This is a genomic window from Enterococcus sp. AZ129 (assembly GCF_051714505.1).
Classification (GTDB): Bacteria; Bacillota; Bacilli; order Lactobacillales; family Enterococcaceae; genus Enterococcus; species Enterococcus faecalis.
Map to the genome: position 1 here is coordinate 2,521,489 of NZ_JBIORY010000001.1, position 24,186 is coordinate 2,545,674.

Sequence of the window (24,186 nt, forward strand, 5' to 3'; positions counted from 1 at the left end):
AAGTAACGTCTACCAAGAAAAAGGACTCTACCGTTCACCACTGCGTGTTCAAATCCTATTGTTCCGAGGTCATTACTTTACATTCGGCTTTTCTTTATAATTCTGGTTCACGATTGGCATCTTTGGAATAAACATACATTAGCGGTTCTTCACGGCCAACCGCATAGGCTGCTTGTGGCACATAGGCACTCATGAAAATATAGTCCCCTTTTTCCACTGGATACCATTCATTGTCCAAATTGTACATCCCTTGGCCACTAATTAAATACGCACCATGCTCTTGGACATGCGTTTCAATATAGGCATGACTAGCACCTGGTTCAAAAGATAAGATATGCATATTCATATCAAAGTCAAACTCTTTCGGCAATAAACTCCAAAGTAAAACGTCTGTCATTCCTTCATATTCTTCTGGTTGTTGGTCATGAATTGACCCAACCACTTTATAAGGTTGATGGCCCGCCAACGGCTGATAGCGTTTTTTATATAAGAAAACTTCTGTGTCTGCTTCCTGTGCATTCGCTAAATACATTTTCATTTCAGGCGTAAAGTAGGCATAGCCCCCGGCTTCAAGCTCATGGGTTTCTTGACCATCTGAAACGCGCAAACGACCGTCAATGACATAAACCAACGTTTGGATCCCGTCGCCACCAAAACCGGTTGTTTGTTGACCATTTTTACGAAACGTAGCAATGTAATCCACAAATGTCGCACCTAATTTAGGCGATCCTAAAATGGAAATATCGACATTTTCAAAACCAGGTACTGCATTTTGCACCAAACCATCATGGGGAATAATGGCGTAATTGTCTTTTTTTATCACAGCTCTTGATGTTAACAATTCTTTTTGGTAACCAACTCGATTATTTTTATAACCCATCACAATTCTTCCTTTTCTATCTTATTTATACGCTAATTCATATAAGGTATCTGCTAAAAGCTTGACGCCTTCAACCAAATCTGGAAATGCCGTTGCTTCTGCTGGATTATGACTAATCCCACCAATACTTGGCACAAATATCATCGCTGTCGGGTAATGGGGCGCAATAATTTGCGAATCATGCCCAGCACCACTATGCATCATACGATACTGATACTTGCCTTCTTTAGCTTTTTGTTCAATAACTTCTACAATTGCTTGATTCATCGGTACAGGGGCTTCATCCATCCAACGGTCAATCGCAATCGTTAAGCCTAATTCTTGAGCAATTGTCTTCATCCGTTCTTCTAATTCACCTGTAAAATGTCGTAAAAAAGCAGCGTCGGTATGACGGCAGTCAATTGTAAATTCCACTTCTCCAGGCACCACGTTGACTGTATTGGGTTTCGGAATGACTTTGCCGAATGTTAAAACTAACGGATCCCCAATTTCGTTCGCACGATCAATGGCTTCTGCACAAATTTTAGCAAAGCCATATACCGCATCATGACGGTAACTCATTGGCGTAGTGCCTGCATGATTGGCTTGCCCTTTTAAGTTAACCGTGTAGCGACGTTGCCCTACAATACTATGAACAACACCGACTTGGAGCTTTTCGTTCTCTAAAATATTGCCTTGTTCAATATGAATTTCGACAAATGCTTCAATGTCCTCACGTCTAGTTTGCTCCTGCCGAAAATCAAAGCCTTGGCGATGCATCTCATCAACAAACTTTTTACCTTCGTTGTCAGAGATATCGACTACTTCTTCACGTTTGGCTTCACCAACGACATTTTTGCTTCCCCAGAAAACCGTTGGAAAACGACTCCCTTCTTCTTCAGCCATGGAAAGCACTTCTAAAGAACGCCGTGGTTTCCCATATTTGTCTAATAAATATTGAACAGCCGTCATGGAAGCAATAACACCATATTGACCATCTAAGGTCCCACCATTTACTACTGTGTCGATATGTGACCCAGTTAAAATCGTTTCCTGAGGAAATTCCGTTCCTGCCACTCGACAAAACAGATTCCCGACTTCGTCAAATTGTGTTTCCAGTCCAAACGCCTCAGTTTGGCTTTGCACATACTTTTGTGCTGCCAACCACGAATCTGTATAAAGTAAGCGTGTCATCCCTCCTGCAGGATCACTCCCAATTGCTGACAATTCTTCGATTCTTTGTTTTAAAACTTTTTCCAAGTCCATCACAAAACCTCCTGACTGATCACACTCTGATTGTAAACGTTTCCCTAGTTATCTTCATTGTACTTATCAAACAAAATTAAGCCTTTTTTTGTGCAAAACAACCAATGAACATCCTCTAACTCGTGGACAGAGGCGCTAATTCAATCACGCTTCTGTCCCTTTTCATTTCTAAAATAGGTGTTTAATTTTTGATAAATACGCCGTTAAACGCCTCGGTTACTCCAGTTTCTTGTGCGTAAATTGTTTCGCCTCTTAAAATTGTTTGAATCACTTGGGCCCCAATTTCACGACCAATGTAAGGACTAATTTTATTTCGATATTCTAAATCTTCTGCTTTTAAGATATACGGTGCATTAGGTTTAATTAGTACAAAATCGGCATCCTTACCAATGCTGATGCGGCCCTTTTGTGCTAAGTGATAACGGTCAGCTGGGTTTGCTGCAATCATATCCGCGAATTGTTTCAAGGATAAACCACGTTTTTGGACGGCTTCATCGAATAACACATCGACGTTATTTTGAACACCAGAAATGCCGCCCCAAGCTTCAAAAGCATTGGTTGTATCTTTTAAGTCTGGCGTACAAGGAGAATGGTCAGAGGTTACAAACGCGATGCCGCCTGTTTGCACGTGGTTCCATAAGGCAGCTTGTTGGTCCGCGTCACGAATCGGCGGTGAACATTTGACAACTGGACCAATGGCATCAAGTTCATCCGTGGTAAAATATAAATAATGCGTACATGTTTCACAAGTCACATCTACCCCTTCTGCTTGGGCTTTTAAAACTTCTTCCACACCTTCTTGACAAGCCACATGACAAATATGAATCCGACAACCTGTTTCTTTGGCAAATAAAATGGCTTTTTGAATCGCTTCAACTTCGGTAAACACAGGACGTGTAGCTACATATGCCGCTAAAGTCGTTTCGCCATTTTGATAAGCTAACGCGCCTAATTTATCCGTAATTGGTGCATTTTCTGCATGGATTGCTAGCACTTTGCCAGTCTTGGCGACTTGTTTCATTCCTTCATATAGCGAATAATCGTCGACATTTTGAAAATCTCCTTCAATCGAACGATCGCCGCACGTTCCTAAAAAGCATTTATAGCCGGAAACGCCTCCTTCATCAAGTTCCTGAATCCCACCAGCCAAGTTGGTCGGGACCACGCCGCCAAATGACCCTACATCTACTTTTAGTTTATTTTCTCCTGCCTTGTATTTGATCTCAAGAGAGGTCTTATCCACAGTTGCTGGAATCTGATTTAAAGGCATTTCCATAAAGGTCGTCACGCCCCCTTTGGCACAAGCGGCCGTTCCTGTGACATACCCTTCCCATTCATCGCGGTAACCACCACCAGGATCGGTAATATGAACATGAGCATCCACCATCCCAGGACTAACGACTAAACCCGTCGCATCAATCACACGTTCTCCTGACAAGTCTTGCCCAATCGCTACGATTTTTCCTCCTTGAACGGCGACATCCGTAATGACTTCTCCAGTTTCTAAAATAACTAACCCGTTTTTAATCACTAACTCTGCTTGCATTTATTTTCCCTCCTGATAAGCTGTTTCTTTCACTTTTTTTGAATCCCAAGTCCATTTTTTTAACACTAAGTACAGCACAAAACCTGTGGCAAAGCCCACAAACCACGAAATATCAGCAATGATTTTAACCTGTGGAATAAATTGACCACTTAAGGAAAGAACCAACGCCAGAATAGTAGCGACATACGCCGGCTTGTTTAATCCGTAAAAAGGATTGGCTTCCTCTTTTTTGTGTTTATCTACGTATAAAGCATTTAAATTAATTTGTTGCTTTTGAACAAAATAATAATTCGCAATCATCACACCAGCGACTGGTCCTAAAACAGACCCAATTGCGTTCAGAAAAATAAAAATACTATCGGCGTTTTCCATCAGTTTCCAAGGCATAATGAGAAAGCTGATAACACTGGCAATCATGACGCCTTTTTTATACGTCATTTTTTTAGGAAATAGCGCCGCCAATTGATAACCTGCCGGAATGATGTTCCCCGTTGCATTCGTTGAAATAGTCGTTAATAAGAAAACCGACATGGCTAAGACCACCACTGCCACATTATCTAAACGATCAATAATGTTTAAAATATTCCATTCTTGAATCCCAAAATACAGCGAACCACCTAACAGAATAACCACACTGGAAAAAGCGAAAATCCCATAACCAACAACTAAACCTGCTGTTTGCCCCACAACCTGAGCACGTGTCGAGCGCGCATTCTTAGTAAAATCCGCCACACTCGCACCAGGCGCTGACCAAACGGCCACAACCGAGTTAAAAATAATCAGATACGCCACCAGTGGATTGACTGAACGAATCGCACCAGAAACTTGATAGGACAAAATTGGTGTTAAACCGCCCCCAGCTCGAATGGCCCAAATCGTTAATCCAATAATAACGACATAAATCAACGGACTTAAAATGGCGGTAAACCGGTTCAAAATTTTGCTACCACCGAAACCTATTGCCACATTTAAGAGCCAGAAAAGAGTAAACGCCATTAATTCAGGTAACCTGAGACCAAAAAACTGGAATGACCCACCAATTTCTAAAAAGTTCGGCCAAAATTTCCCGAGAATAATTAATAAAGCCAGCGATCCTGTAAATGTTTGCAGACCAAACCAAGCAATTGCGGCCACACATCCTCTTAAGAACCCTGGCAGTTTTGCCCCGAGACTGCCGTAAGTAGACTGTAAGTGCATCGCAAAAGGAATGCCATATTTAGAGCCAGGCACGCCATTCAAATTCATGAAAGTTGCTACAATGAATGAGCTTAACACAACTGCCAACATAACTTGCAGCGGCGATAAACCTAAGAAAATAAAGCCGCCCACTGCTGCATAATTCGGGATATTATGAATCGAACCCATCCATAATGTAAAAAAATTGCGCGCGCCCATTGTCCGTTGTTTCGGGCTACTTGGCAACAAATCCTCATTGTAGCCACGTGCTTTCAGCGCTGTTTCTTCTTGAGCTGTTACTTGAGACACATTTTTCTCCACGACAAACTCTCCTTTTTATTAAAATTTTTTTCTATTAAAACACCCTACCTTCTCTTTTTTGTCACTTTTGCACAAACATGCGTACTACTCTCATCACACGAATTGTAAGCGCTTTTTATAACAAGAATCATTAGTTACCCCAACTAAATAACAAACGATTCTTTGTTCACTTTGAACGAAAAAATAGCAACCTTTTTTATATCGCCCTATCACTCTAGAAAATAAGAAACAAATCTTTTTATTCACATATTATGTACAACTTCTCTTTTCAAATGCTAAAATACGCTTATTATTAAAAATGACATAAATAAATTATACAGTTAAATGAAACCCAACACAACATTTTTTAATCAAACACACACAAAACAGATAAACTGAAGTGGATTTTCAGGAAGAGACCCATCCTGAAAAAAGACACTGACAAAAGAGTTTTCTCACAAGATCGACAACTTTTCACAGATTCAAAATCTTCTTTTTCAATTTTTACGTTTTTAAAAATAACATTTTGAAAATAAAAAAATGCTTAATTTTAATCAAAAAAATAAACAAAGATTTCTGATAAAATCAGAAATCTTTGTTTATAAATTTTTTTGCTATAATTCCTTTAACAAAATAAAATCCGTCTGTTCATCGTCTCCCATAAAAAATGAATGTTGACTGTAATAGCGGTAGCCAATCGTTTTATAAAATGCCCGCGCCGCATCATTGTGTTCCCAGACACCTAGCCACAGTGCTTTTTTACCAAATTCACGAGCTTTCTCTTCCGCCAGTTCTAACAATTGTGTCCCCAGCTTCTTTCCTTTAAATGCAGGTAAAATATACAATCGCTCAACCTCGAGCTTTTCTGACCCCATCGGTTCCGTTTGTGCCGTCTCACGATTTAATTTCATGTAGCCAGCTAATTGATTATCGACAAAGATAAAATAAAAGTCAGAGTGGGGATTAGCCAATTCCTTTTGTAATTTTTCTAAATTGTAGGCTTCTACTAAATAGGCTTGCATATTTTCTGGGGTATTATATGGTCCGAAAGTATCTGTATAAGTTTCAATGCTGATTTCTTGTAACGCTGGTGCATCTTCTATTGTTAATTGTTTTATTTCTCCCATCAATCAGTCGTCCTTTCCTTAATAATTTCGAGTGTTCCCTTTTTTGACAAATTCCCAATCTTCGCTGACATTTTTACGCATCCGGACTAAGTACTCTGCCAATTGTGAAATTTCCACTTCTGACAAGCCTTGCAAAGCCACTTGATTCGAGTGTTGATTTTCGCGCACAATGATTGGATAAACGTTTTCCCCTTTTTCTGTGGCATAAATCCGCTTAATTTTTTTGTTGCTTGCATCTTCTTGACGATAAATAAAGCCTTGTTCTTCCAAACGCTTAATCGCCCGCGCCGCTGTGGTTCGATCAACTTTAATCAGTTCGGCGATCTTTTCTTGGATAATCCCAGGATTTTCACAGACCCTGACCAAATAAAGATATTGTCCTCGTGTTAAAGATAATTCCTTAAATTCAATATTACTGATTGAATCTAAGGCCCGCGCAATCATGCCAATTTCTCTTAAAATATCTGTCACTAGGACACTTCCTTTCGCTAATATTTTATGATTGTCATTACTTTAACTTATTTTTGTTGTAAATGCAACAAAAATAAGTATAAAAACTACAGATTTAAACAATTTGAGCATTCGTGAAAATAAAATAATTATTCCTTTTGTTATATTAACAAGTAAGATAAAATTAGTTATAGCGTCTATAGGAGGAATAGTATGAAAAAATTAGTTTGTGTTATTTTAGTTATTTTTTTAACAGGTTGTAGTTCTCAAAAAGCGAATGACCCTAAAAAACAAGAAAATTCTACCAATCATACAACATCAATGAAAAGCAGTGCTAATCATTACAGTTCTAGCACAGAAACAAGCTCTAATAATAAACTAAAAGAAACTTCAGAAAGTGCCAGCACCACTCAGGCTTCGGCAAAGTCTAAAAATGAAGTATCCACAAATGTTGAAGAAGCAAATTCTTTAGAAGCAACACCTTATGCTGTCGATCTTAGTAGTTTAAACAATCCACTCGTATTTAATTTTAAAGGAATGAATGTGCCAACTTCAATTACGTTAGAGAACTTAAATTCAACACCAACTGCTACCTTCCGAACTAAATTGTTTGGGGCTGAAAATGGTCAAGTGAAAGAAGCCATTAATAAATATGAGCTATCTATAAATACAATTCCTACAAAAGAGATTAGAATATTTTCAGCGGCCGATAACAGTATTCGCACCGTTAAAGTAAATACAGAGTTAATTTTAGGAACTAATATTTCTTCAAACGATGAACAAAATAGATCGGGCACTTTATACTTATTCAACAATAAAAATGGTTCGATATCTTTAATCACTCCTAACTACGCAGGCAATGTTACGGATGATCAAAAAGACGTTATGTTAGAAGTAATTCAATAAATAACCAAAAAAATAATAAAGAGAAAACTTCATACTTAGAAGTTTTCTCTTTATTATTTTTTAGGAACTCCTCTAGAAACTCGTTTTAGTCCCCACTTATTTTTCTTATTTCTTCACCCATTAAGCCCGCGATAGAAAATAGAACATTTCATTTGAAAATGAATTATTGTTCTGCAACATGCACCGTTTGTAAAAATTCTGCGACTGAGAAATGGTATTCTTTCTCTTGATTTCCTTGAATGGTTCGAATCATTTTTTCAACTTCTGGTTGCAGAGCGGCAAATTGAACTTGTTGTCCACGACCTTCTGCTGCGAGACAAAATTCTTCTAAAATATCTAGCGCCGTACTATCAATGCTAGGAACTCCTCGCATTGAAAATACTACACCACTTTTTGTTTCCAATTGCAGTAACGTTTGTTTCAATCGTTCAGAAGACATGAAAAATAACGGGCCACTCAAATAAACCACCACCCAATTTTCCGTACAATCGGTCGGTACTAGCCCCATTCTTGACCAATCAACTTCCTCGACATTAATCGTAATCACGGCACTTTTCGCAATGAAAAACAGGCAACCCGCTAAGACCCCTAAAACAATCGCTAAACTCAAGTCAAAAATAACGGTCGCTACCATCGTTAAAAAGAATAAACATAAGGCTGTGTGGAAACGTTTCTGGAAGAATTCTTTAATCACCGACCATTCATTCATTCGCCACGCTGTCACCACTAAAACACCAGCTAACGCAGGCATGGGAATTTTAGACATGACTGGCGATAAAAGCAACATCGATAACAATAAAAAGACCGCATGAAAAATACCCGCTAAACGTGTTTGCGCACCAGATTTAATCACTACGCTCGTCCGGGCAATCGCTGCCGTCGCAGGCACGCCACCGAAAAATGGCAAAATTAAGTTGCCAATTCCTTGTGCCACTAGTTCCTGATTACTGTCTAATGGTTTCCCTGTCATGCGACCAGCCGAAGCGCCACAAAGCAAACTTTCAATCATACCTAACATAGCAATGCTAATCGAAGGCACCAAAATATCCTGAAACGCACTTAATTGAAGCGAACCAAGTTCCAAACGTGTATCACTAAAAATACTTGTCGGAATTTTCCCTACAGTGGCCACTGGCAGTTGAAAAACCACTGTTGCTAACGTAGCTAAAATAATCATCACCAATGAAGCTGGTATCATCGCATTCCACTTTTTCGGAAAGAATACTAATCCAAGCACCACTAAAATCGACATAACCGTCGTTGGTATACTTAAATCAAAGCCCAATGAACGATAACTGCTGATTTTCTCAATTAAATTGTGGCCTTCTGAACGAACCCCAAAGAAATTATCAAGCTGCCCCAACGCAATAATAATAGCAATTCCTGAAGTAAACCCGGTAATGACCGGTGACGGAATAAAAGAAGTCAAGCTCCCTAAACGCAAAATCCCTGCCAAAAGCAAGAAAATTCCCGCCAAAAAGGTGGCCAACAAAATTCCTTGCATGCCATGCACTGCCGCAATTGACATTAAAATAGCTGCCATCGCACCTGTTGGTCCTGAAATTTGATAAAACCCACCTGAAAGGCTTCCAATCACAATTCCAGCGATAATCGCCGTGATCATGCCAGCTGCTGCAGTGGCGCCGCTAGAGACCCCAAACGCTAACGCTAACGGCAACGCGACGGCTGCGACAGTCAAACCTGCCAAGAAATCTTTTTTCAATTTTTTTTGATTATACCCTTTAAATTCATCCCTTATCATTTGTGTGTACTTTTTAAACATTCGCATCCTCTTTTCATGAAATTTCCATTCTAAAGATATCATATTTTCGGAAAGATAATAAGGTGTTTTGTGAAGGAAATCGCTAAAAAATTTTTTTCACCTCATTTAGACAAAATTGTCTAATATTTTAGGAATTTAGCCACCGCTGTTTCCTAGAGTATGATATGCTTAACTAGTAAACAGGCTTCACAAACTTACATTAATTGGGGGAAACTATTATGTGTACAGGCATCAAGATTATTTCCAAAACAAATGATATTTTTTATGGACGTACGATGGATTTTACGTTTGACTTTTTTGGCAACGAAGATCCAATTGCACCAAAAATCCCTACTCTAATTGCTCAATTTCCAAAAGGTACAGTTCTAAATAGCCAACTAAATCCTTGGACGGCAAAATATGCCTTTATGGGACTAGCAATGTCAGGCACAGATCAACCAGCGAACGATGGTAAAACCGTCAGCCTTGCTATCACAGATGGTATCAACGAAGCCGGCTTATCTGGTGATATTCAATATTTAATGGAATCTTCAACAGCACCTGCTGAAAGTTTAGCAGATCGTGGTTTAACACCTCATATTGCAGAAGAAGTTCTCGCTTATATTTTGAGTAATTTTGAAAGCGTTGACGAAGTAAAAGTAGCTTTTGAAAAAATCGGCCTGTTAGATCAAAAATTCCAACTTGATTCATTGGGGGAAGTTCATTTTACCTTACACTGGACCATTAATGATAAAAATAATAATAGTATCGTTTTGCAACCAACAGATAACGGAGCGTTCGTCATTTATGATTCGATTGGCGTAGTCACAAACAGCCCAGAATACAATTATCATTTAACCAATGCACGAAACTATATCGGGATGCGCAACTATGCTATTAAGGAACCTTACACTTTAAAATCAGGCGCAACACTTGACCCAATTGAAGGTGGGACTTCTTACGGACTACTAGGAATCCCAGGAGACTTCACTTCGCCGTCACGCTTCATTCGTGCGTTATACTATTCTGACAATCTCCAAGAATTTGATAGCTCTGAAGGGATTATGCAACTCTATCGCGCCTTCCAAACAGTGATGATTCCTCGGGGGATTGGCCATTTAGGTCAAAGTAATTCTCTGTCTGATTTCACACATTATTGGTCAGGATATGATGTGACTAATCTAACCATGTATGTCCAACCAGAAAGTACTACCTCATTTACAAAATACACTTTGGATCCAGCTTTAACAGAAGTTACTACTTTTGCTGTTTCTAACGAGCTACTACTAACAGATTTAAATCAATAAAAACACAAACAACGTCTCTGACTAGGTACTTGGTCAGAGACGTTGTTTCGTTCATTTTTCAGATAATGCGTTATACAACGGCGCTAATTCTTGAAGCGCCTGACAACTTTTTTCTTCAATCGTTTCAAGCTTTTCCGTCGCAAACCACAACTTACCGATCTGAAATGAACGATTGCCTATCCGCTCTTCTAGAATTTTCCGTTGTTTTTCATCTGCTAAATAATCTTTTAAAGGCAAATGGTCCACTAGTTCATGCTCCTCCTGTGGCCAAATATAATAGCCTTCGCAGTCGATGGTTTGACTCCAAGCTTCTAAACGATTAAGCAATTGATTGTAAGCGACAACTGAGCCTGCCCGCTCCTCACTTTTGTAATGTTGAAACATCAAATACACTTGAAATTGCTTTTTATTTAATAACAACGCCAGACAAGCATTTTCCGCTTGGCGTTGCTCACTGCGATATGCAGCCCAGAAATGACTGCGTAAATTCCAGCCGTTGGTCCAGCTTTCGATTTTCGGCTTAGTGATGCCGAGTTCAGCTGGTAAACCTTGGGTGATTGCGAGGTTTAAGGCTTTCCACTTTTCCCAATGTTGCTTGTAAGTTTGCTTTAAGGCATCGATTTCTGCTGATGTTTGTTGCTCTTTGAGTTGTTTAAATGTGAAAATTTCTCGGTTGAATAGATTGAAGTCTTGATGGGTTAGGTTCATTTTATTCCCTCTTTTTAGTATCTTCTAGTTACTCTTAATGATTTTATTTTTCAATAGCCATTGTAAAAATAACACAAGGACTACAACTGGCCAAAGCGTGATGGGGAAAAAGAGCCCCACAAAAATACCCGGTACAAGAATCGTCCCTAAGATCTGGGTTGTTAAACTCGTAGCAAAAATTGCGACAACAAAAAGTGAGTCAATTGTTGGAAAAAATTGCGCGACCGCAAACCCGATTAAAATAGCTGAAAAAACGACGGGAAAAATATCGCCACCTATCCAACCTGTCTGTAAACAAACTTGTAGAAATACTAGTTTCATTATCGCAGCGATCACCAAGATATACCAAGCTTGTTGACTACCAAAACTAGGAACTAAATGCATAAAAGATTGTCCTGAAAATAGTAATCTTGGCATTAAAATAACAAAGAGAAAAATACAGGCTGCACCAAAGCTTACCAGTATGCTTTGCTTTTCTTCAAAAGGTTGGCATATTTTAGCCAGAGCAGCTTGCAACCATTGATAGGCGTTACCAATCACAAAAGCAGTTAATAAAGCGGGTAAAATCAGCCATAACGAAGCCATTTCAATTTTTCCAGTTCCTAATTTCGTAATAAACGATGGGTGTCCCACCAATTTCATTAAAAAGGTAAACACCACCAACCCGTTCACAATAAATAACCTGTTCATCACTTGTTTCAGTTTCTTTTTATCCACAGAAGCGAGCCTCGTATCGTAGCGCTGAACAAACTGTTGCGGATGCAGCAAGCGCTGAATTTTTATCCAAAATGCTTGCTGTTCTTGCTCGTCATAATGAAAATAAAGGTACCGTAACTTATCAGATTGCCAGACTGACAACGAAATAATCGCTCCCAACAATGCGGCTTCAGGTCCGACACCAGCCCCGAAAATTAAAATTACCAAGGCGGCCAATAAATTTCTAAACACACCTGAATAATCGACCGATTGTTTCGCCTTCAATTCTGTCAGCGCCTCGTGCGCCGTTTGTGGTACTTGCCCGAAGCGTTTCTTCAGATAACTCAATACCAACGCTCCTAGCACACACAAGACAAAATAATAGAGGATTGGCCACTTCATTTGCGCTGGCAACACCTCCCAGAGCAGAGTCGTTAGCTCTCCTTCAATGATTAAAAACGCTCCTGAAATTCCCGCGATGATACTACTTAAAAATAACCCACTGACGATAATTGTCCACATTTTTCTGTTACGCATACTTCCTCCAAATGGTAGTTGTTTCTTTTATAGTAGCAGATAGTTAGTGGTTTGTGTTTGAAGATTTTGGGAAGGATTATCGTAATTCATCCTCCAACGGTACTAAATATTCATCTAACGTTTGACGCCAAGCACGCTTCATTTGTTGCGGGTATTTAAATGGTTTTGCTTCTGGGTGCGTCGCTTTATATGACTCGAAGTCTTTGCTGCTGATAATGTCCCCCATGTTTGGGATTGGGTTCATGCCTTCTTTATATTCTAAGGATGAATTAAGCAATTCTTCTTCTGAAACACACCATTCTCTAGCAAACTCTTTTACTATTAGCTTTTTTTGTTTTAATAAATAGTCTTGGTATAACTTATAAATATCCTCTTTTGAAAGAGATTTACCATTTATGTCGTCTAACAATGCAGAGTACAGTTTTCTTATAATCGGCTTATTCTCTTTCTGTTTAATAAACACATTTACTTCATTTTCACTTTTTTGATTATTTGAATAGTCAAAAAGAAAATTTATCTCTTTTGATTCTTCAAATAAAACATTTCTATGTTCCGATGTTTCTTTTTTTGTTGTTACTTTTTCAATAATATTATTATCATCAGAAACTCTTAATTTTTCTTTTAGAGTACTAATAATTAACTCTTCTGTATCTTTTTCAGCTCCAAGTAACTTGTGTAAATCCTGATACCAATCTTCAAAATCCTTTAAAAGGCTGTTATTTCTACTTATACGATTCGTCCCAAAACTCAACACTATTTTTTCACTCACATCTTTTGTTTTACCTAAGAATTCATTTATATTATACTTTCTATTTTTATAATATTTATCAATAGACATACGTTCTTCATCAACAATTAAAAGTAATTCTTCAGAGAAATAGTCTACCAATACATCTATCGCCAATTCTTCACATCGATTAATAATATCTGGTGAGATTAATTGAAATAGTCTTAATTTTTTAAAGCCAATTTCCTTATCGCTACTTTTCATAATTGAGGAAAAAGCCAATGCTTCGTTTGGGTAGCCAGTGATAGTAATTTCTTCAATTTTATTCCCTACACTTATGCTAGGAAAACTCGTTTTTGAACAATCTAATTGTAAAATTTTCAAATTATCTAAATGAGCTTGAATGGTATGAGTATCTGTATCAGACAAAACAAGGTAAAGTTGAGTTAAACCCTTTGAATATTCTAGTAAATTATTATCTACAACAATCTGGGTGTTTTGATAAAGAAATAGCTTTTCTAATTTCTTACCATAACGAGAACAAGTAAAAACAAATGTCGATTCTGATTGATTATCCCATCTTGATTCAAATGTACAATCTTTGATTTCAAGTCTTTGTAAGTTCTCACATAATGACATATTTACTTCATTATTCCCATCATCTACTAATGAACAATGATTTAAACTGAAAAATTCAATATTTTGTCCATTACTTAAAATATTTTTTAAGCCCTTACTGTCAATACTCATATTAATTAAGGCAATTTTTTCTACTTTAGATAGTACTTCTGTCAAAATACTTTTTTTTGATAATATCTTATCTGCTAATGTTTCTCCATCTTCCTCAATATCTACATCATTAACTTTAGATAATGTGTTATCAAAAAACAAACATTTAATTTCCAATTTCACTTTATTATCAATTAAATTTTCTAATAAGCGAAATACAATATCAACATTTTCATTCGTTATTGTCAGTTCGCATATATTTCTAAAAATAAAATGTTGTGGGGTTAATGATAAATCTGCTAAAATTTCTTCTTTTGGAAATTTATTATTTAAAAATGTTTCGATAGACTTATATTCATTATAATTTTCAATAAGCAAAGGCTCTTCAAAAAAGATTTCTGGAAAAGGAACCAAAGTTATTTTTTCTACAACCGATGAGCCAACTCCTCGCAACAATTCCTCCATTTTGGAAGTATAGTCCGTTTGATAGTAAAAGATAAATATACGATTTGCTTTTTTCAAAATCTTTTTTAAGAAAGGAAAATCACTTCCCTGCAAAGAATGACCTAAAATATATAAATCAAACCCTTGCTCTTTTTTTTCATCAATCTCTTGTAAAATAGTTTCTCTAATTTTACTTAATTGTTCATCTTCTTTTATTCTAAATAATTTGTCATTTAACAACGACTTAGAATAGTGGATATTCTTAATATCTTCTCTATCTGTGAATCCACCGCCAAACAGAATATTATTATCTTCTATATTTCCATGAATATGAAAGATTCTATTTTTGACTTTTCGAATTTCTAAAGAAGATTTTTTCAATGTATCTGCATCTTGATCATCATAGAAAATGCTTGTACTTATATCTTCTAAGGTATTTGTATAGTTAAAATTAATAAAACTGGTTTCTTCATCTCTCAAAAGCCTTTGAAAAAATGGATTAATTTTTTTAGAGAACTTTTTTACTTCCTCATTTGCCTGTTTGAGTGTATTTTTTTGTATCCATCGATCGTATTCTTCAATGATATATTCCGAAAAATCATGTTCTAATTGACGAATTGCTTTATTAATCCCTGTAATTTCAAATGAATCTTGTAAATCTTCATATTTGGTTCGACTATTTACTTTTCTAACTGTCTCTTCATATAAACTTTCAAAGTCTGACCAATTCAGATTAAAATCTTCATACTTTTTTAAAAATAGTTGATTATATTCATATAATGATACATCATCTAAAAAATCATGTTTATTTCGGATATACTCAACGAAATGATCGTAACGACTTTTTAATCCTACGCTCACATCGAATCCATTACCAATTATAACTATTCTTGAAGGCTTCTTCACTTCTTTTTTTACCTTTTCCTCCATCATCGTAATTCATCCTCCAACGGTACTAAATATTCATCTAACGTTTGACGCCAAGCACGCTTCATTTGTTGCGGGTATTTAAATGGTTTTGCTTCTGGGTGCGTCGCTTTATATGACTCGAAGTCTTTGCTGCTGATAATGTCCCCCATGTTTGGGATTGGGTTCATGCCAATCATATATTGAATAGCGGATGAATGAAGTTGATCTTCTGAAACAAACCATTCTTGCGCAAATTGTGCAATCACTTGATTTCTAGTTCCTGTGAAGTAGCGTCTTTTCAAAACAAATACATCTTCTTTTTGATCTACTTTTTCATTATCCATTGCATTTAAAATTTCCCGATACACTTCTTTAACACATTCCGTTTTATTCAATTTTTGCAAAGCCTTTTCAATTTCTTCACGAACGCCTTGGCTATTTGCAGAATAATTTCCTAATAATTGATCAATATAAGAAGAGTCAATGTCGTACATTTTGGCATGATTATCGCTGTAAAATTCAATCTCTGAAAAATCTTTATCCGGCCCAGGTTCTACTTTTACTAAAGAGCCTTTGATTGTTTCGTATGTTCCTATCTGTTCTTCAATCAAATGGACTTGCTCAGCTAAAGCTGGTGATTTTTCCATTTCATCATTGTATTCATCATAGGTCACTAATGCTTCATAGCTATTACTTAACGCTTGAAATGATTGAACATAATCAATTCGCACATCAATCGGTTGGTTCTCATCTATCTCTTCTGGATTAAATTCTTGCATTTTACGAAAGGCTTTTTTAAATCGTTGTTTTGATTCTTTATAGGTTGGATAGATTAGTCCAGATTCTTCTTTTGCTTCTGAATAAAGACGAGTCGCATTTGCGACATTTTGTTCCATTGTGTGAGGTTTTCGGAAAGTAACCACTAAGCCTTTTGTTTTATCAGGATAGGTGCGATTAGTTCTTGAAAATGCTTGAATCAAATTGGCGTATTCTAAATTACGATCGACAAATAACGTTTGAATCGTAGGTGCATCAAAACCTGTTAACAGCCGATCAACCACAATAACCAAATCAACATGACGGCCAAATTCTTTAAACTCTGCTTTTTTACGAGCTAAGCGATTGTTGATGTCTCCGTTATAGCGCTCAATGTCTTGTAAGGTCCATGAAGTACCATAGTACGCATTATATTCGGCCATAATTTTTGCTAACTCGTCTTGCTGTGCGCTACTATTCTCAGCGTTTTCTTCTAATGAATAAGTAATGGCAATTCGAGGAAAATCAGGATCTTCCATCGTTCTTCCTTGACGAATCTGATGCTTAGGAAATTCTTTTTCTAACCAATTTTCTTTCGCTGTCATTTTTTTAATGGCATGATAATAACGTTTCGCCATATCAATTGAACTTGTTGTTAAAATTGCTGATTTTCGAGGGCGACCATTCCCAAAATCAAATTTAGTATAAGCATTATTGGGGCGGAACATTTTATGAATGACTTCTTGAATATGCTTATCATTTTCATAAATAGAACGATCCAACATTTTTTCTTTTTGAATGTTGTCCATTGCTTCTACTTCATTCGCTAACTCTTCTGGCGTGTATTCTGCATATTTGGTTTCGTTAGACAAACCATCATAGATTTTTTTATACAACGACTCGCTATCAATCGTATCTTCATGTTCCACTTGAAAGCCCAAAACAGCTTTATCTTCTAACGCATTTTTGATTGTATACGTATGTAGAACTTCTCCATATTGGTCGTGTGTCGTTCTGGCTAGTTGTCCTTGCGCTTGCTTTTTATTTTCTTCAAAAATTGGTGTTCCTGTAAAGCCAAACCAAGTGGATCTAGGAAATACTTTTTTAACATCCATCATATTTTCCGCACTAACTGCTCGGTGGCATTCATCAACAATAAAAACAATATGTTGCCCCATTAATTTTTGAAAACGATTCGTGCCCTTCTGTTCTTCTTGTTTTCGTGCATATTTCAAAGCAGCATCCAGCTTTTGACGCGTTGTCACAATGACTACGTTAGAGTTCGCATCGGCCAATAATGTTTTACTCAATTCTTTGGCACTGCCTGTCCCGACAATCAGACTATTAGCTTTACCATCACCTGATGAAATCCCTGTGTTAAACTCCGAAGCAAATTTAGTAAACTCACTAGTTGTCTGATTATCTAAATCTTTTCGGTCCAAAAGCATAATCGTCCGATCAATCCCTGGTTTACGTGCTAATAATTTAGTAGAAACGAAACTGGTTAATGTTTTTCCAGAACCTGTAGCATGCCAAATATAGCCGGAGGTGTGCTTACTAGCGGCAACATATAAGGCTTCAATCGCATGAATTTGATAAGGATGTAAAACCATTAATACTTTGTTGTCTTGTTCTTCACTAACAATCGTATAATCGGCAATTAAGCGATGGGCATCTGGTATATTTAGCACTTGGCGACAGAACTCATAAAGATTTTCAACTTTTTTATTGTCTTTTGTTCGCCAACTAAACAAGAATTTTTTATGCATAAATTGTGGTAGCGCATTCGCAAAATAGCGAGTGGTTTGTTCATTGGAAACAACAAATAATTGCAAAGTTGAAAAAATATTATTACGAAACATACCTTCCTCGGCATACTTTTTAATTTGATTAAATGCTTGAAATACACCATCTTTCGCTGTCACTTGTTTCAATTCGATTTGGACAATAGGCAATCCATTAATTAATAATGTCACATCAAACCGACTATCATGCTTTGCAGAATTAGTATTCTTTTTTGCAATTTGATTCACGACTTCATAACTAGAAATCCCCCCACCAATATCACGATTCGAATATAAAATCAAGCTCATTGTTCCTAGAGAAGCATCTTCTCGTTCGATGGTAATTTTCGCAATACCATTTTCCCCTTTTAGCCATTTCGCTGCTTCAAAAGGCGTGCGTGTTCGTTCTAATAATCCTGTTTTGATGCGTTCAAATTCTTGGTCTGTTAAAGGGTGTTCCCCAATTGCGGCTAAATTATTTTGAATGATTTTTTCACGTAAGTTACGCCATAAATCTTGTTCCGATTTTAAATCTGCTCGATACGTCCACTGATTACGATCTTCCCCAAGAATCGCAATTAACTTGTTTTCCACTGTTGCTTCATCGTTGACACTTAGCTTCATAACCTGACCCTCACATTGTTTTATTTAATTAAATTATATCACTATATGGAGAATTTGTTCAATTACAATTGGGAACTGTGTAAGTTTGAAAGGATAGTTGAAAAATTAAAATCCTATTCATTATCTAGAGAGGTTGAGACCAATGAATTTACAGGTATGAAGTATATTCATTATGGAGATATTCATACAAAAAAGGCAGATAAAGTTAGTGAAAATTCTAATATACCCAATATAATAAAAAAAAATTACGCCCTTTTAGAAATTGGTGATTTAATTTTGACAGATGCTTCAGAAGATTATAAGGGCATTGCTACGCCTGCTGTAATCAGGGAAAACACATCATTTGATATTGTAGCAGGTCTTCATACGATAGCATTGCGTCCTAAGAATATAGACCCTATGTTTTTGTATTATTTAATTAAAGCACCGACTTTTCGCAAGTATGGTTACAAGGTTGGAACAGGGATGAAAGTGTTTGGTATAAGCTCTAGTAAAGTGCTAGATTTTACTACGTATATTCCCAAAAATGATGAAACAAAATTGGTAAGTAGTTTTTTAGAAAAAATAGATTATGCATTGGATCTTCATCAGCGTAAGCTTGATCAGTTGAAAGAGTTGAAGAAAGCGTATTTGCAAGTAATGTTTCCTGCAAAAGATGAACGAGTACCTAAGGTTCGTTTTGCTGATTTTGAGGAAGAATGGGAACAGTGTAAGTTGGAAGATTTAGCAAACAAATATAATAATTTGCGTATACCAATAACAGCATCTAAACGTATTTATGGAAATACACCCTACTATGGAGCTAACGGAATTCAAGATTTTGTTGAGGGATACACACATGATGGAGAGTTCATTTTAGTAGCAGAAGATGGAGCTAGCAATTTAAAGGATTATCCGGTTCAATACGTCAATGGTAAAGTTTGGGTTAATAATCATGCACATGTTCTCCAAGCAAAAAGGTCTAAAGCTGATAACAAATTTTTAATGAATGCAATAAAAAGTATCAATATAGAGCCTTTTTTAGTTGGTGGAGGACGTTCAAAATTAAATTCTGAAGTTATGATGAATTTGGAAATCAATACTCCTTCAAAAGATGAACAGCTTAAGATTAGTACACTCTGTAAACAATTAGATGATATCACAGCACTTTACCAAAACAAGCTTAACCAACTAAAGAACTTAAAAAAATCCTACCTCCAAAATATGTTCATATAAAACTGAATATTTACACACTTTCCTACCTCCGAGATAATAAAAAAGATGATTCGTTCATCAACAATTATCAAGGAGGTTTTATTTTGGTTAAGAGAAAGAGAACAGAGCAGTTATTTCATGAGTATTTTAGTGAATGGGTGGAGCTATATAAGGTAGGGGCGATTCGGGATATTTCGTTGCAAAAATATTATATTGCGGAACAATGGCTTGCTGAGTTGGCACCTGGTTTAAAAGTAAAACATTTGGATCGGCAACGGTATCAGCAGTTATTAAATGACTACGCGTTAACCCACGAACGGCAGACAACCATGGATTTTCATCATCAATTAAAAGGGGCAATTTTAGATGCAGTCGATGAAGGACTTATTTCAAAAAATCCAACACGAAAAATTGTCATTAAAGGAAAAACACCACGTCCTAAAAAATCAAAATTTTTAAACCAATTTGAAGTTCAAGCTCTTTTGAAAGAATTAGAGTTAGGCGAGCAGCTAAACTGGGATTGGTTTATTTTATTGGTAGTTAAAACGGGCCTACGCTTTTCCGAAGCATTGGCGCTAACGCCGAAAGATTTTGATTTTTCTAAACAAAAAATAACTATTGAAAAAACATGGAATTATAAGAACCCCACTGGTTTTTTCCAATCAACAAAAAATGAATCTTCTAAACGCAAAGTACAAATTGACTGGCAAACGGCAATGCAATTTTCTCAATTGATAAGAAATATGCCACCAATGGAACCAATTTTTGTGAAAGGACGTGTCTTTAATTCTACGATTAATAGTCGCTTAAAAGTCTTATGTAAACGTGCGCAGATTCCAGTGATTACTGTCCATAGTTTGCGTCATACACATGCCTCGCTGTTATTATTTGCTGGTGTTTCAATTGCCAGCGTGGCGACTCGGTTAGGCCATTCTAGTATGACAACTACGCAAGAAACTTATCTGCATATTATTCAGGAACTAGAGAATCAAGATAATGATAAAATTATGCGCCATTTGGCGATGTTGATGTAGAAAGAGCACTCCAAATTTCGGAGTGCTTCTTTCGTTATAAGTTAAGTAAAGATTTTGCATTTACACGATCATACAATTCGATTAACAATTCTTTATTGTCTTTCATTTGCAAATAAACAACTTTTAGCCAATCTTTTTGAAATTCATAATCATTAATAATATCTTGAACAAGCTGAGCTTTAAACGTAAAATAAGGCTGAGCCGTTCCATATTTTTCTGAAATCAAAGTGTGTAGTAAAGTATGTTCCAATAAATTACAATAAACTAAACGGTCAGGTAATTGTTCTTCCCATGGCGCAACTAGAGCATAATCTGTAGTTGATAAATTCGGATAGTTATCCTCTCCAACATGATGAATTTCCAATCCCTCCATTGACCGAGTAATTTTAGGATTTTTAGATTTACAAGTTGGAGTCCTGAAATAAGAACCTGGAACTGGACCATACTTATTATTTAAGTACGTGACAAGTTCAGAATAATTCATTTTCACAAGTTTTTGATATTCTTCTTGCAAGCTGTTTGCCAATGATAGTCATCCTTTCTTTTTCATAACAAGGATACTCCTTTTAATGACATTGTGCAACATTGAACAATATTTTATGTAAACAATCCCAGTTACTTTTACGTGTAGCAGTAACTGGGATTGAATTAGATGAACATGTTTTGGAGATAAGATGTTTTCAAGTCCTTTAATTGCTCTAATTTCTTTTGATGAAGAGCGATAGTCTTGTCGATTTGTTTGAAGAATGAACCGATTTTTGATTGCTCAGCTTCATCCTGTGGAATAGATAACTTTAGTTCAGTCAACATGTCCATAACAATATACGGAATATTCCCTGTCCGAGCCTCTTGATTTATTTTCTTAGGCAGTTTATTCCCAACTTCTGAAAACAAGAAGCTTCTATCTACTACAAATTTCTGCAACACGTAAGTTCTCTGATAAGCATTGAACTTATTATCTGCTAAATGCATGTAGCCGACTGTGGCTCCATTGCCTGCAATTGTAATTGCAGGGCCTTCAAAAGCTGGTACATCAATCCTATATTTTTTAATGCCAGAAGTATAAAAATCATACTTACCGTTTTCGACCATAGCATTAGCATCAAGTTTTCCTGTACTGATTTTAGTAATATCTCCTAACTTACGCAGTTCCCATTCTTCCTCAAAATCAGCAAAACGTAACTTCGGTACTCGTTCATCTTTTACAGGAAACATCAATTGCAAATACGCTTTTTTCAACTCTTTCAACTGATCTAACTTACGCTGATGAAGTGTGATAGTATCGTCGAGTTGTTTGAAAAATTTTCCAATTCTTTGTTGTTCACTACCACTTGGTATATAAACCGTTACAGCATTAATCGTTGTTTTTGAAAGACTAGGAACTCCTGTTGATTCATCTTTAGATTTCCAATTTATTTTTCTAAAAATAGAATAAATAAAGTTAAGATCGAAATTGTTTTTAGGAACTGTATAAAATAGTGTATCTACGGTCCAAAAAGGTGCTTTTAAAATGTAAGGATTATTTATCGTTCCTTTTCGACCAATGCCGATAGCATCCTCATCATACGACAATGCTTCACTGACACTTAGCATATATCCTCCCGTACCGTAGACAGGTATATTTCCAGAACCCAGATGTTTATAGTCACGTCCAGAACGAACGTCTACTATTTCTTCTAACTTACACAGTTCCCAATCTTCCTGAAACCCACGAAACCGGATCCGAGGGACCTTTTTCATCTCCTCCCTCATCCTCCAAACACCTCTTTCGTGGCATCAATTAGTGCTTGGGTTTCCTCCGTTACCACCAGGTCATCAAGCATAGCTAATAACTCAGCTTCTACTTTTTTTATTTCCTGGTTTGTGGATTTGATTTCATTATTTAATGCCACCAAATCTACAGGCGGTTCCTCCTCGAATGTATCCACGTAGCGCGGGATATTCAAGTTATAATCATTTTCAACAATTTCTTCAAAAGTCGCTACATGCGCATATTTTTCTACATCTTGACGTTCAATATAAGTTGAAACAATTTTGTCAATATGTTCGGTTGCTAATTTATTTTGGTTTTTCCCTTTTGTGAATTCTTTACTTGCATCAATAAATAAAACATCTCGATTGTCACGATTTTTCTTAAGAATAATAACCGTAGTCGGGATTGATGTACCAAAGAATAAGTTGGCAGGCATGCCAATAACTGCGTAAATACTACCATCTTCTAATAATTTTTTACGAATAACACCTTCGGCAGCACCACGGAAAAGAACCCCATGCGGCAAGACAATCGCCATAGTTCCTGAATCTTTTAAATGATAATAACCATGCAGTAAAAAGGCGAAATCTGCTTTCGATTTCGGTGCTAATTTGCCATAACGGTTAAAACGTGAATCATCTAAAAATGAGGCATCCGCCGACCATTTTGCCGAGTATGGCGGGTTCATAACTACAGAATCAAAGGTATATGGCTCATCTGTTGGCCAATCTTTATTGAGCGTATCTCCGTTCCGTAAGTTCATATCTTCCGCTTCCACACCATGCAAAATTAGGTTCATTTTTGCAAGATTGAAGGTAGTCGTATTCAGCTCTTGTCCATGATACTTGACACTTTTTGGATAATTCAAGTAGTTACGGACATTCAGCATTAACGAGCCGGAGCCCATTGTCGGGTCAAAAACACTAAACAACTTTTTATCTTCTTGACCTAATGCCACAATCCGCGCCATCATATCCGAAACTTGATGCGGAGTGTAAAATTCTCCTGCTTTTTTTCCAGCTTCAGACGCAAATTGCGAAATCAGGAACTCATACGCATCACCAATCACATCGCCTTCATGAGCCGTGACATCAATATCATTTAATTTTTTTAATACTTCCGTAATTGTTACATTTCGTTGTTGGTCATCGGAACCTAATTTTTTCGATTGTAAATCAACATCATCAAATAAGCCATTAAATTGTTTATAATTTGAAGATAAATAAACAAAGGCTTTTTTCAAGTCATCTAATTGGAAAACATTTTGTTTTGCCTGTTCTGCTAAACTGTTAAATAAATAATCTGGCTCAATATCATAACTTAATGTATCGACTAAGGTGTCAACTAAGTCTTGACGAGAGTCCTCATCTGCTAGCAATTCTTTATATAGCTCTGTTTGTTTTGTTGGCGTATCATATTCTTCTAGTGACTCATCTGCTAAAGTCACTACTGTTTGTAATAATTTATCAGATAAATATTTATAAAAGATTAATCCTAATAAGTAGTTCTTGTACTCAGACGCATCCATTTTACTTCTAAGATTGTCTGCAGCGCTGAATAACCGTTGATTTAATTCTGCTCCCACATTTATA

18 protein-coding genes are annotated in these 24,186 nt (G+C 36.6%); 4 read left to right on the forward strand and 14 right to left on the reverse strand.

Annotated elements, in window-relative coordinates; genetic code table 11:
- Positions 1 to 94 precede the first annotated feature (94 nt).
- The 6 genes from allE to sylA all read right to left on the reverse strand — a co-directional run bounded on the left by allE (position 95) and on the right by sylA (position 6,745).
- Positions 95 to 880 carry a (S)-ureidoglycine aminohydrolase gene (gene allE / locus IGJ90_RS12470; RefSeq protein ID WP_002398881.1) on the reverse strand — a complete coding sequence of 262 codons (786 nt, stop codon included), beginning with the start codon at positions 878 to 880 and terminating at the stop codon, positions 95 to 97.
- 21 nt (positions 881 to 901) lie between these two features.
- Positions 902 to 2,125 (reverse strand): allantoate deiminase, encoded by a 1,224-nt coding sequence (gene allC, locus IGJ90_RS12475; RefSeq protein ID WP_002383320.1) that lies wholly within the window; start codon positions 2,123 to 2,125, stop codon positions 902 to 904.
- A gap of 181 nt (positions 2,126 to 2,306) precedes the next feature.
- Positions 2,307 to 3,671: an allantoinase AllB gene (gene allB / locus IGJ90_RS12480; RefSeq protein WP_002367359.1), complete on the reverse strand. Its 1,365-nt coding sequence runs from the start codon at positions 3,669 to 3,671 to the stop codon at positions 2,307 to 2,309.
- Positions 3,672 to 5,168, reverse strand: coding sequence for an allantoin permease (gene allW / locus IGJ90_RS12485; protein WP_438768211.1), 1,497 nt, complete (start codon positions 5,166 to 5,168; stop codon positions 3,672 to 3,674). It abuts the gene before it with no gap.
- Between the two features lie 593 nt (positions 5,169 to 5,761).
- The gene (locus IGJ90_RS12490) at positions 5,762 to 6,274 is read right to left on the reverse strand and encodes a GNAT family N-acetyltransferase (RefSeq protein WP_025186694.1); all 513 of its coding nucleotides are present in this window, start codon (positions 6,272 to 6,274) and stop codon (positions 5,762 to 5,764) included.
- 18 nt (positions 6,275 to 6,292) lie between these two features.
- On the reverse strand, positions 6,293 to 6,745 hold the full coding sequence (gene sylA / locus IGJ90_RS12495; RefSeq protein WP_002367362.1) for a transcriptional regulator SylA: 453 nt from the start codon (positions 6,743 to 6,745) through the stop codon (positions 6,293 to 6,295).
- 192 nt (positions 6,746 to 6,937) lie between these two features.
- Here sylA and IGJ90_RS12500 point away from each other — a divergent pair, with 192 nt between their 5' ends.
- Positions 6,938 to 7,630, forward strand: coding sequence for a hypothetical protein (locus IGJ90_RS12500; RefSeq protein ID WP_002367363.1), 693 nt, complete (start codon positions 6,938 to 6,940; stop codon positions 7,628 to 7,630).
- 163 nt (positions 7,631 to 7,793) lie between these two features.
- Here the strand turns inward: IGJ90_RS12500 and IGJ90_RS12505 are convergent, their stop codons facing one another.
- Entirely contained in the window at positions 7,794 to 9,455 is a 1,662-nt protein-coding gene (locus IGJ90_RS12505; RefSeq protein WP_002396652.1) for a SulP family inorganic anion transporter, read from the reverse strand.
- Between the two features lie 176 nt (positions 9,456 to 9,631).
- On the opposite strand from IGJ90_RS12505, the gene IGJ90_RS12510 reads away from it, so the two are divergent.
- Positions 9,632 to 10,699: a choloylglycine hydrolase family protein gene (locus IGJ90_RS12510; protein WP_002367364.1), complete on the forward strand. Its 1,068-nt coding sequence runs from the start codon at positions 9,632 to 9,634 to the stop codon at positions 10,697 to 10,699.
- Between the two features lie 51 nt (positions 10,700 to 10,750).
- On the opposite strand, the gene IGJ90_RS12515 is transcribed toward IGJ90_RS12510, so the two are convergent.
- From IGJ90_RS12515 to IGJ90_RS12530, 4 genes are all read right to left on the reverse strand, one after another.
- On the reverse strand, positions 10,751 to 11,407 hold the full coding sequence (locus tag IGJ90_RS12515) for a glucose-6-phosphate 1-dehydrogenase family protein (RefSeq protein WP_002367365.1): 657 nt from the start codon (positions 11,405 to 11,407) through the stop codon (positions 10,751 to 10,753).
- 24 nt (positions 11,408 to 11,431) lie between these two features.
- A complete protein-coding gene (locus IGJ90_RS12520) occupies positions 11,432 to 12,640 on the reverse strand; it encodes a hypothetical protein (protein ID WP_002367366.1) in 1,209 nt (402 codons plus the stop codon).
- A 76-nt stretch (positions 12,641 to 12,716) separates the two neighbouring features.
- Positions 12,717 to 15,473 carry an AbiH family protein gene (locus IGJ90_RS12525; RefSeq protein ID WP_438768214.1) on the reverse strand — a complete coding sequence of 919 codons (2,757 nt, stop codon included), beginning with the start codon at positions 15,471 to 15,473 and terminating at the stop codon, positions 12,717 to 12,719.
- Entirely contained in the window at positions 15,470 to 18,613 is a 3,144-nt protein-coding gene (locus tag IGJ90_RS12530) for a type I restriction endonuclease subunit R (protein ID WP_002367369.1), read from the reverse strand. The genes IGJ90_RS12525 and IGJ90_RS12530 overlap by 4 nt, the downstream gene beginning before the upstream one ends.
- Positions 18,614 to 18,769: 156 nt before the next feature.
- Here IGJ90_RS12530 and IGJ90_RS12535 point away from each other — a divergent pair, with 156 nt between their 5' ends.
- Both IGJ90_RS12535 and IGJ90_RS12540 read left to right on the forward strand, forming a co-directional pair.
- Positions 18,770 to 19,828 (forward strand): restriction endonuclease subunit S, encoded by a 1,059-nt coding sequence (locus tag IGJ90_RS12535; RefSeq protein ID WP_438768217.1) that lies wholly within the window; start codon positions 18,770 to 18,772, stop codon positions 19,826 to 19,828.
- Positions 19,829 to 19,911: 83 nt separating this feature from the next.
- Positions 19,912 to 20,841 (forward strand): site-specific integrase, encoded by a 930-nt coding sequence (locus tag IGJ90_RS12540; protein WP_002367371.1) that lies wholly within the window; start codon positions 19,912 to 19,914, stop codon positions 20,839 to 20,841.
- A 34-nt stretch (positions 20,842 to 20,875) separates the two neighbouring features.
- Here IGJ90_RS12540 and IGJ90_RS12545 read toward each other — a convergent pair whose 3' ends face one another.
- The 3 genes from IGJ90_RS12545 to IGJ90_RS12555 all read right to left on the reverse strand — a co-directional run bounded on the left by IGJ90_RS12545 (position 20,876) and on the right by IGJ90_RS12555 (position 24,179).
- Complete coding sequence (locus IGJ90_RS12545) at positions 20,876 to 21,367, reverse strand: hypothetical protein (protein ID WP_002367372.1); 492 nt, start codon at positions 21,365 to 21,367, stop codon at positions 20,876 to 20,878.
- 122 nt (positions 21,368 to 21,489) lie between these two features.
- Entirely contained in the window at positions 21,490 to 22,593 is a 1,104-nt protein-coding gene (locus tag IGJ90_RS12550) for a restriction endonuclease subunit S (RefSeq protein ID WP_438768220.1), read from the reverse strand.
- Entirely contained in the window at positions 22,590 to 24,179 is a 1,590-nt protein-coding gene (locus IGJ90_RS12555) for a type I restriction-modification system subunit M (RefSeq protein ID WP_002367375.1), read from the reverse strand. Before IGJ90_RS12555 ends, IGJ90_RS12550 begins: the two co-directional genes overlap by 4 nt.
- Positions 24,180 to 24,186 lie beyond the last annotated feature (7 nt).

What these genes read in the sequence shown, in the direction of transcription:
- allC (WP_002383320.1), bottom strand. Translation starts at nt 2,125, where the DNA reads ATGGACTTGGAAAAAGTTTTAAAACAAAGAATCGAAGAATTGTCAGCA.
- IGJ90_RS12530 (WP_002367369.1), bottom strand. Translation starts at nt 18,613, where the DNA reads ATGAAGCTAAGTGTCAACGATGAAGCAACAGTGGAAAACAAGTTAATT.
- IGJ90_RS12515 (WP_002367365.1), bottom strand. Translation starts at nt 11,407, where the DNA reads ATGAACCTAACCCATCAAGACTTCAATCTATTCAACCGAGAAATTTTC.
- allE (WP_002398881.1), bottom strand. Translation starts at nt 880, where the DNA reads ATGGGTTATAAAAATAATCGAGTTGGTTACCAAAAAGAATTGTTAACA.
- allB (WP_002367359.1), bottom strand. Translation starts at nt 3,671, where the DNA reads ATGCAAGCAGAGTTAGTGATTAAAAACGGGTTAGTTATTTTAGAAACT.
- IGJ90_RS12550 (WP_438768220.1), bottom strand. Translation starts at nt 22,593, where the DNA reads ATGAGGGAGGAGATGAAAAAGGTCCCTCGGATCCGGTTTCGTGGGTTT.
- IGJ90_RS12505 (WP_002396652.1), bottom strand. Translation starts at nt 9,455, where the DNA reads ATGATATCTTTAGAATGGAAATTTCATGAAAAGAGGATGCGAATGTTT.
- IGJ90_RS12500 (WP_002367363.1), top strand. Translation starts at nt 6,938, where the DNA reads ATGAAAAAATTAGTTTGTGTTATTTTAGTTATTTTTTTAACAGGTTGT.
- IGJ90_RS12535 (WP_438768217.1), top strand. Translation starts at nt 18,770, where the DNA reads ATGAAGTATATTCATTATGGAGATATTCATACAAAAAAGGCAGATAAA.
- IGJ90_RS12510 (WP_002367364.1), top strand. Translation starts at nt 9,632, where the DNA reads ATGTGTACAGGCATCAAGATTATTTCCAAAACAAATGATATTTTTTAT.
- IGJ90_RS12490 (WP_025186694.1), bottom strand. Translation starts at nt 6,274, where the DNA reads ATGGGAGAAATAAAACAATTAACAATAGAAGATGCACCAGCGTTACAA.
- IGJ90_RS12525 (WP_438768214.1), bottom strand. Translation starts at nt 15,473, where the DNA reads ATGATGGAGGAAAAGGTAAAAAAAGAAGTGAAGAAGCCTTCAAGAATA.
- IGJ90_RS12520 (WP_002367366.1), bottom strand. Translation starts at nt 12,640, where the DNA reads ATGCGTAACAGAAAAATGTGGACAATTATCGTCAGTGGGTTATTTTTA.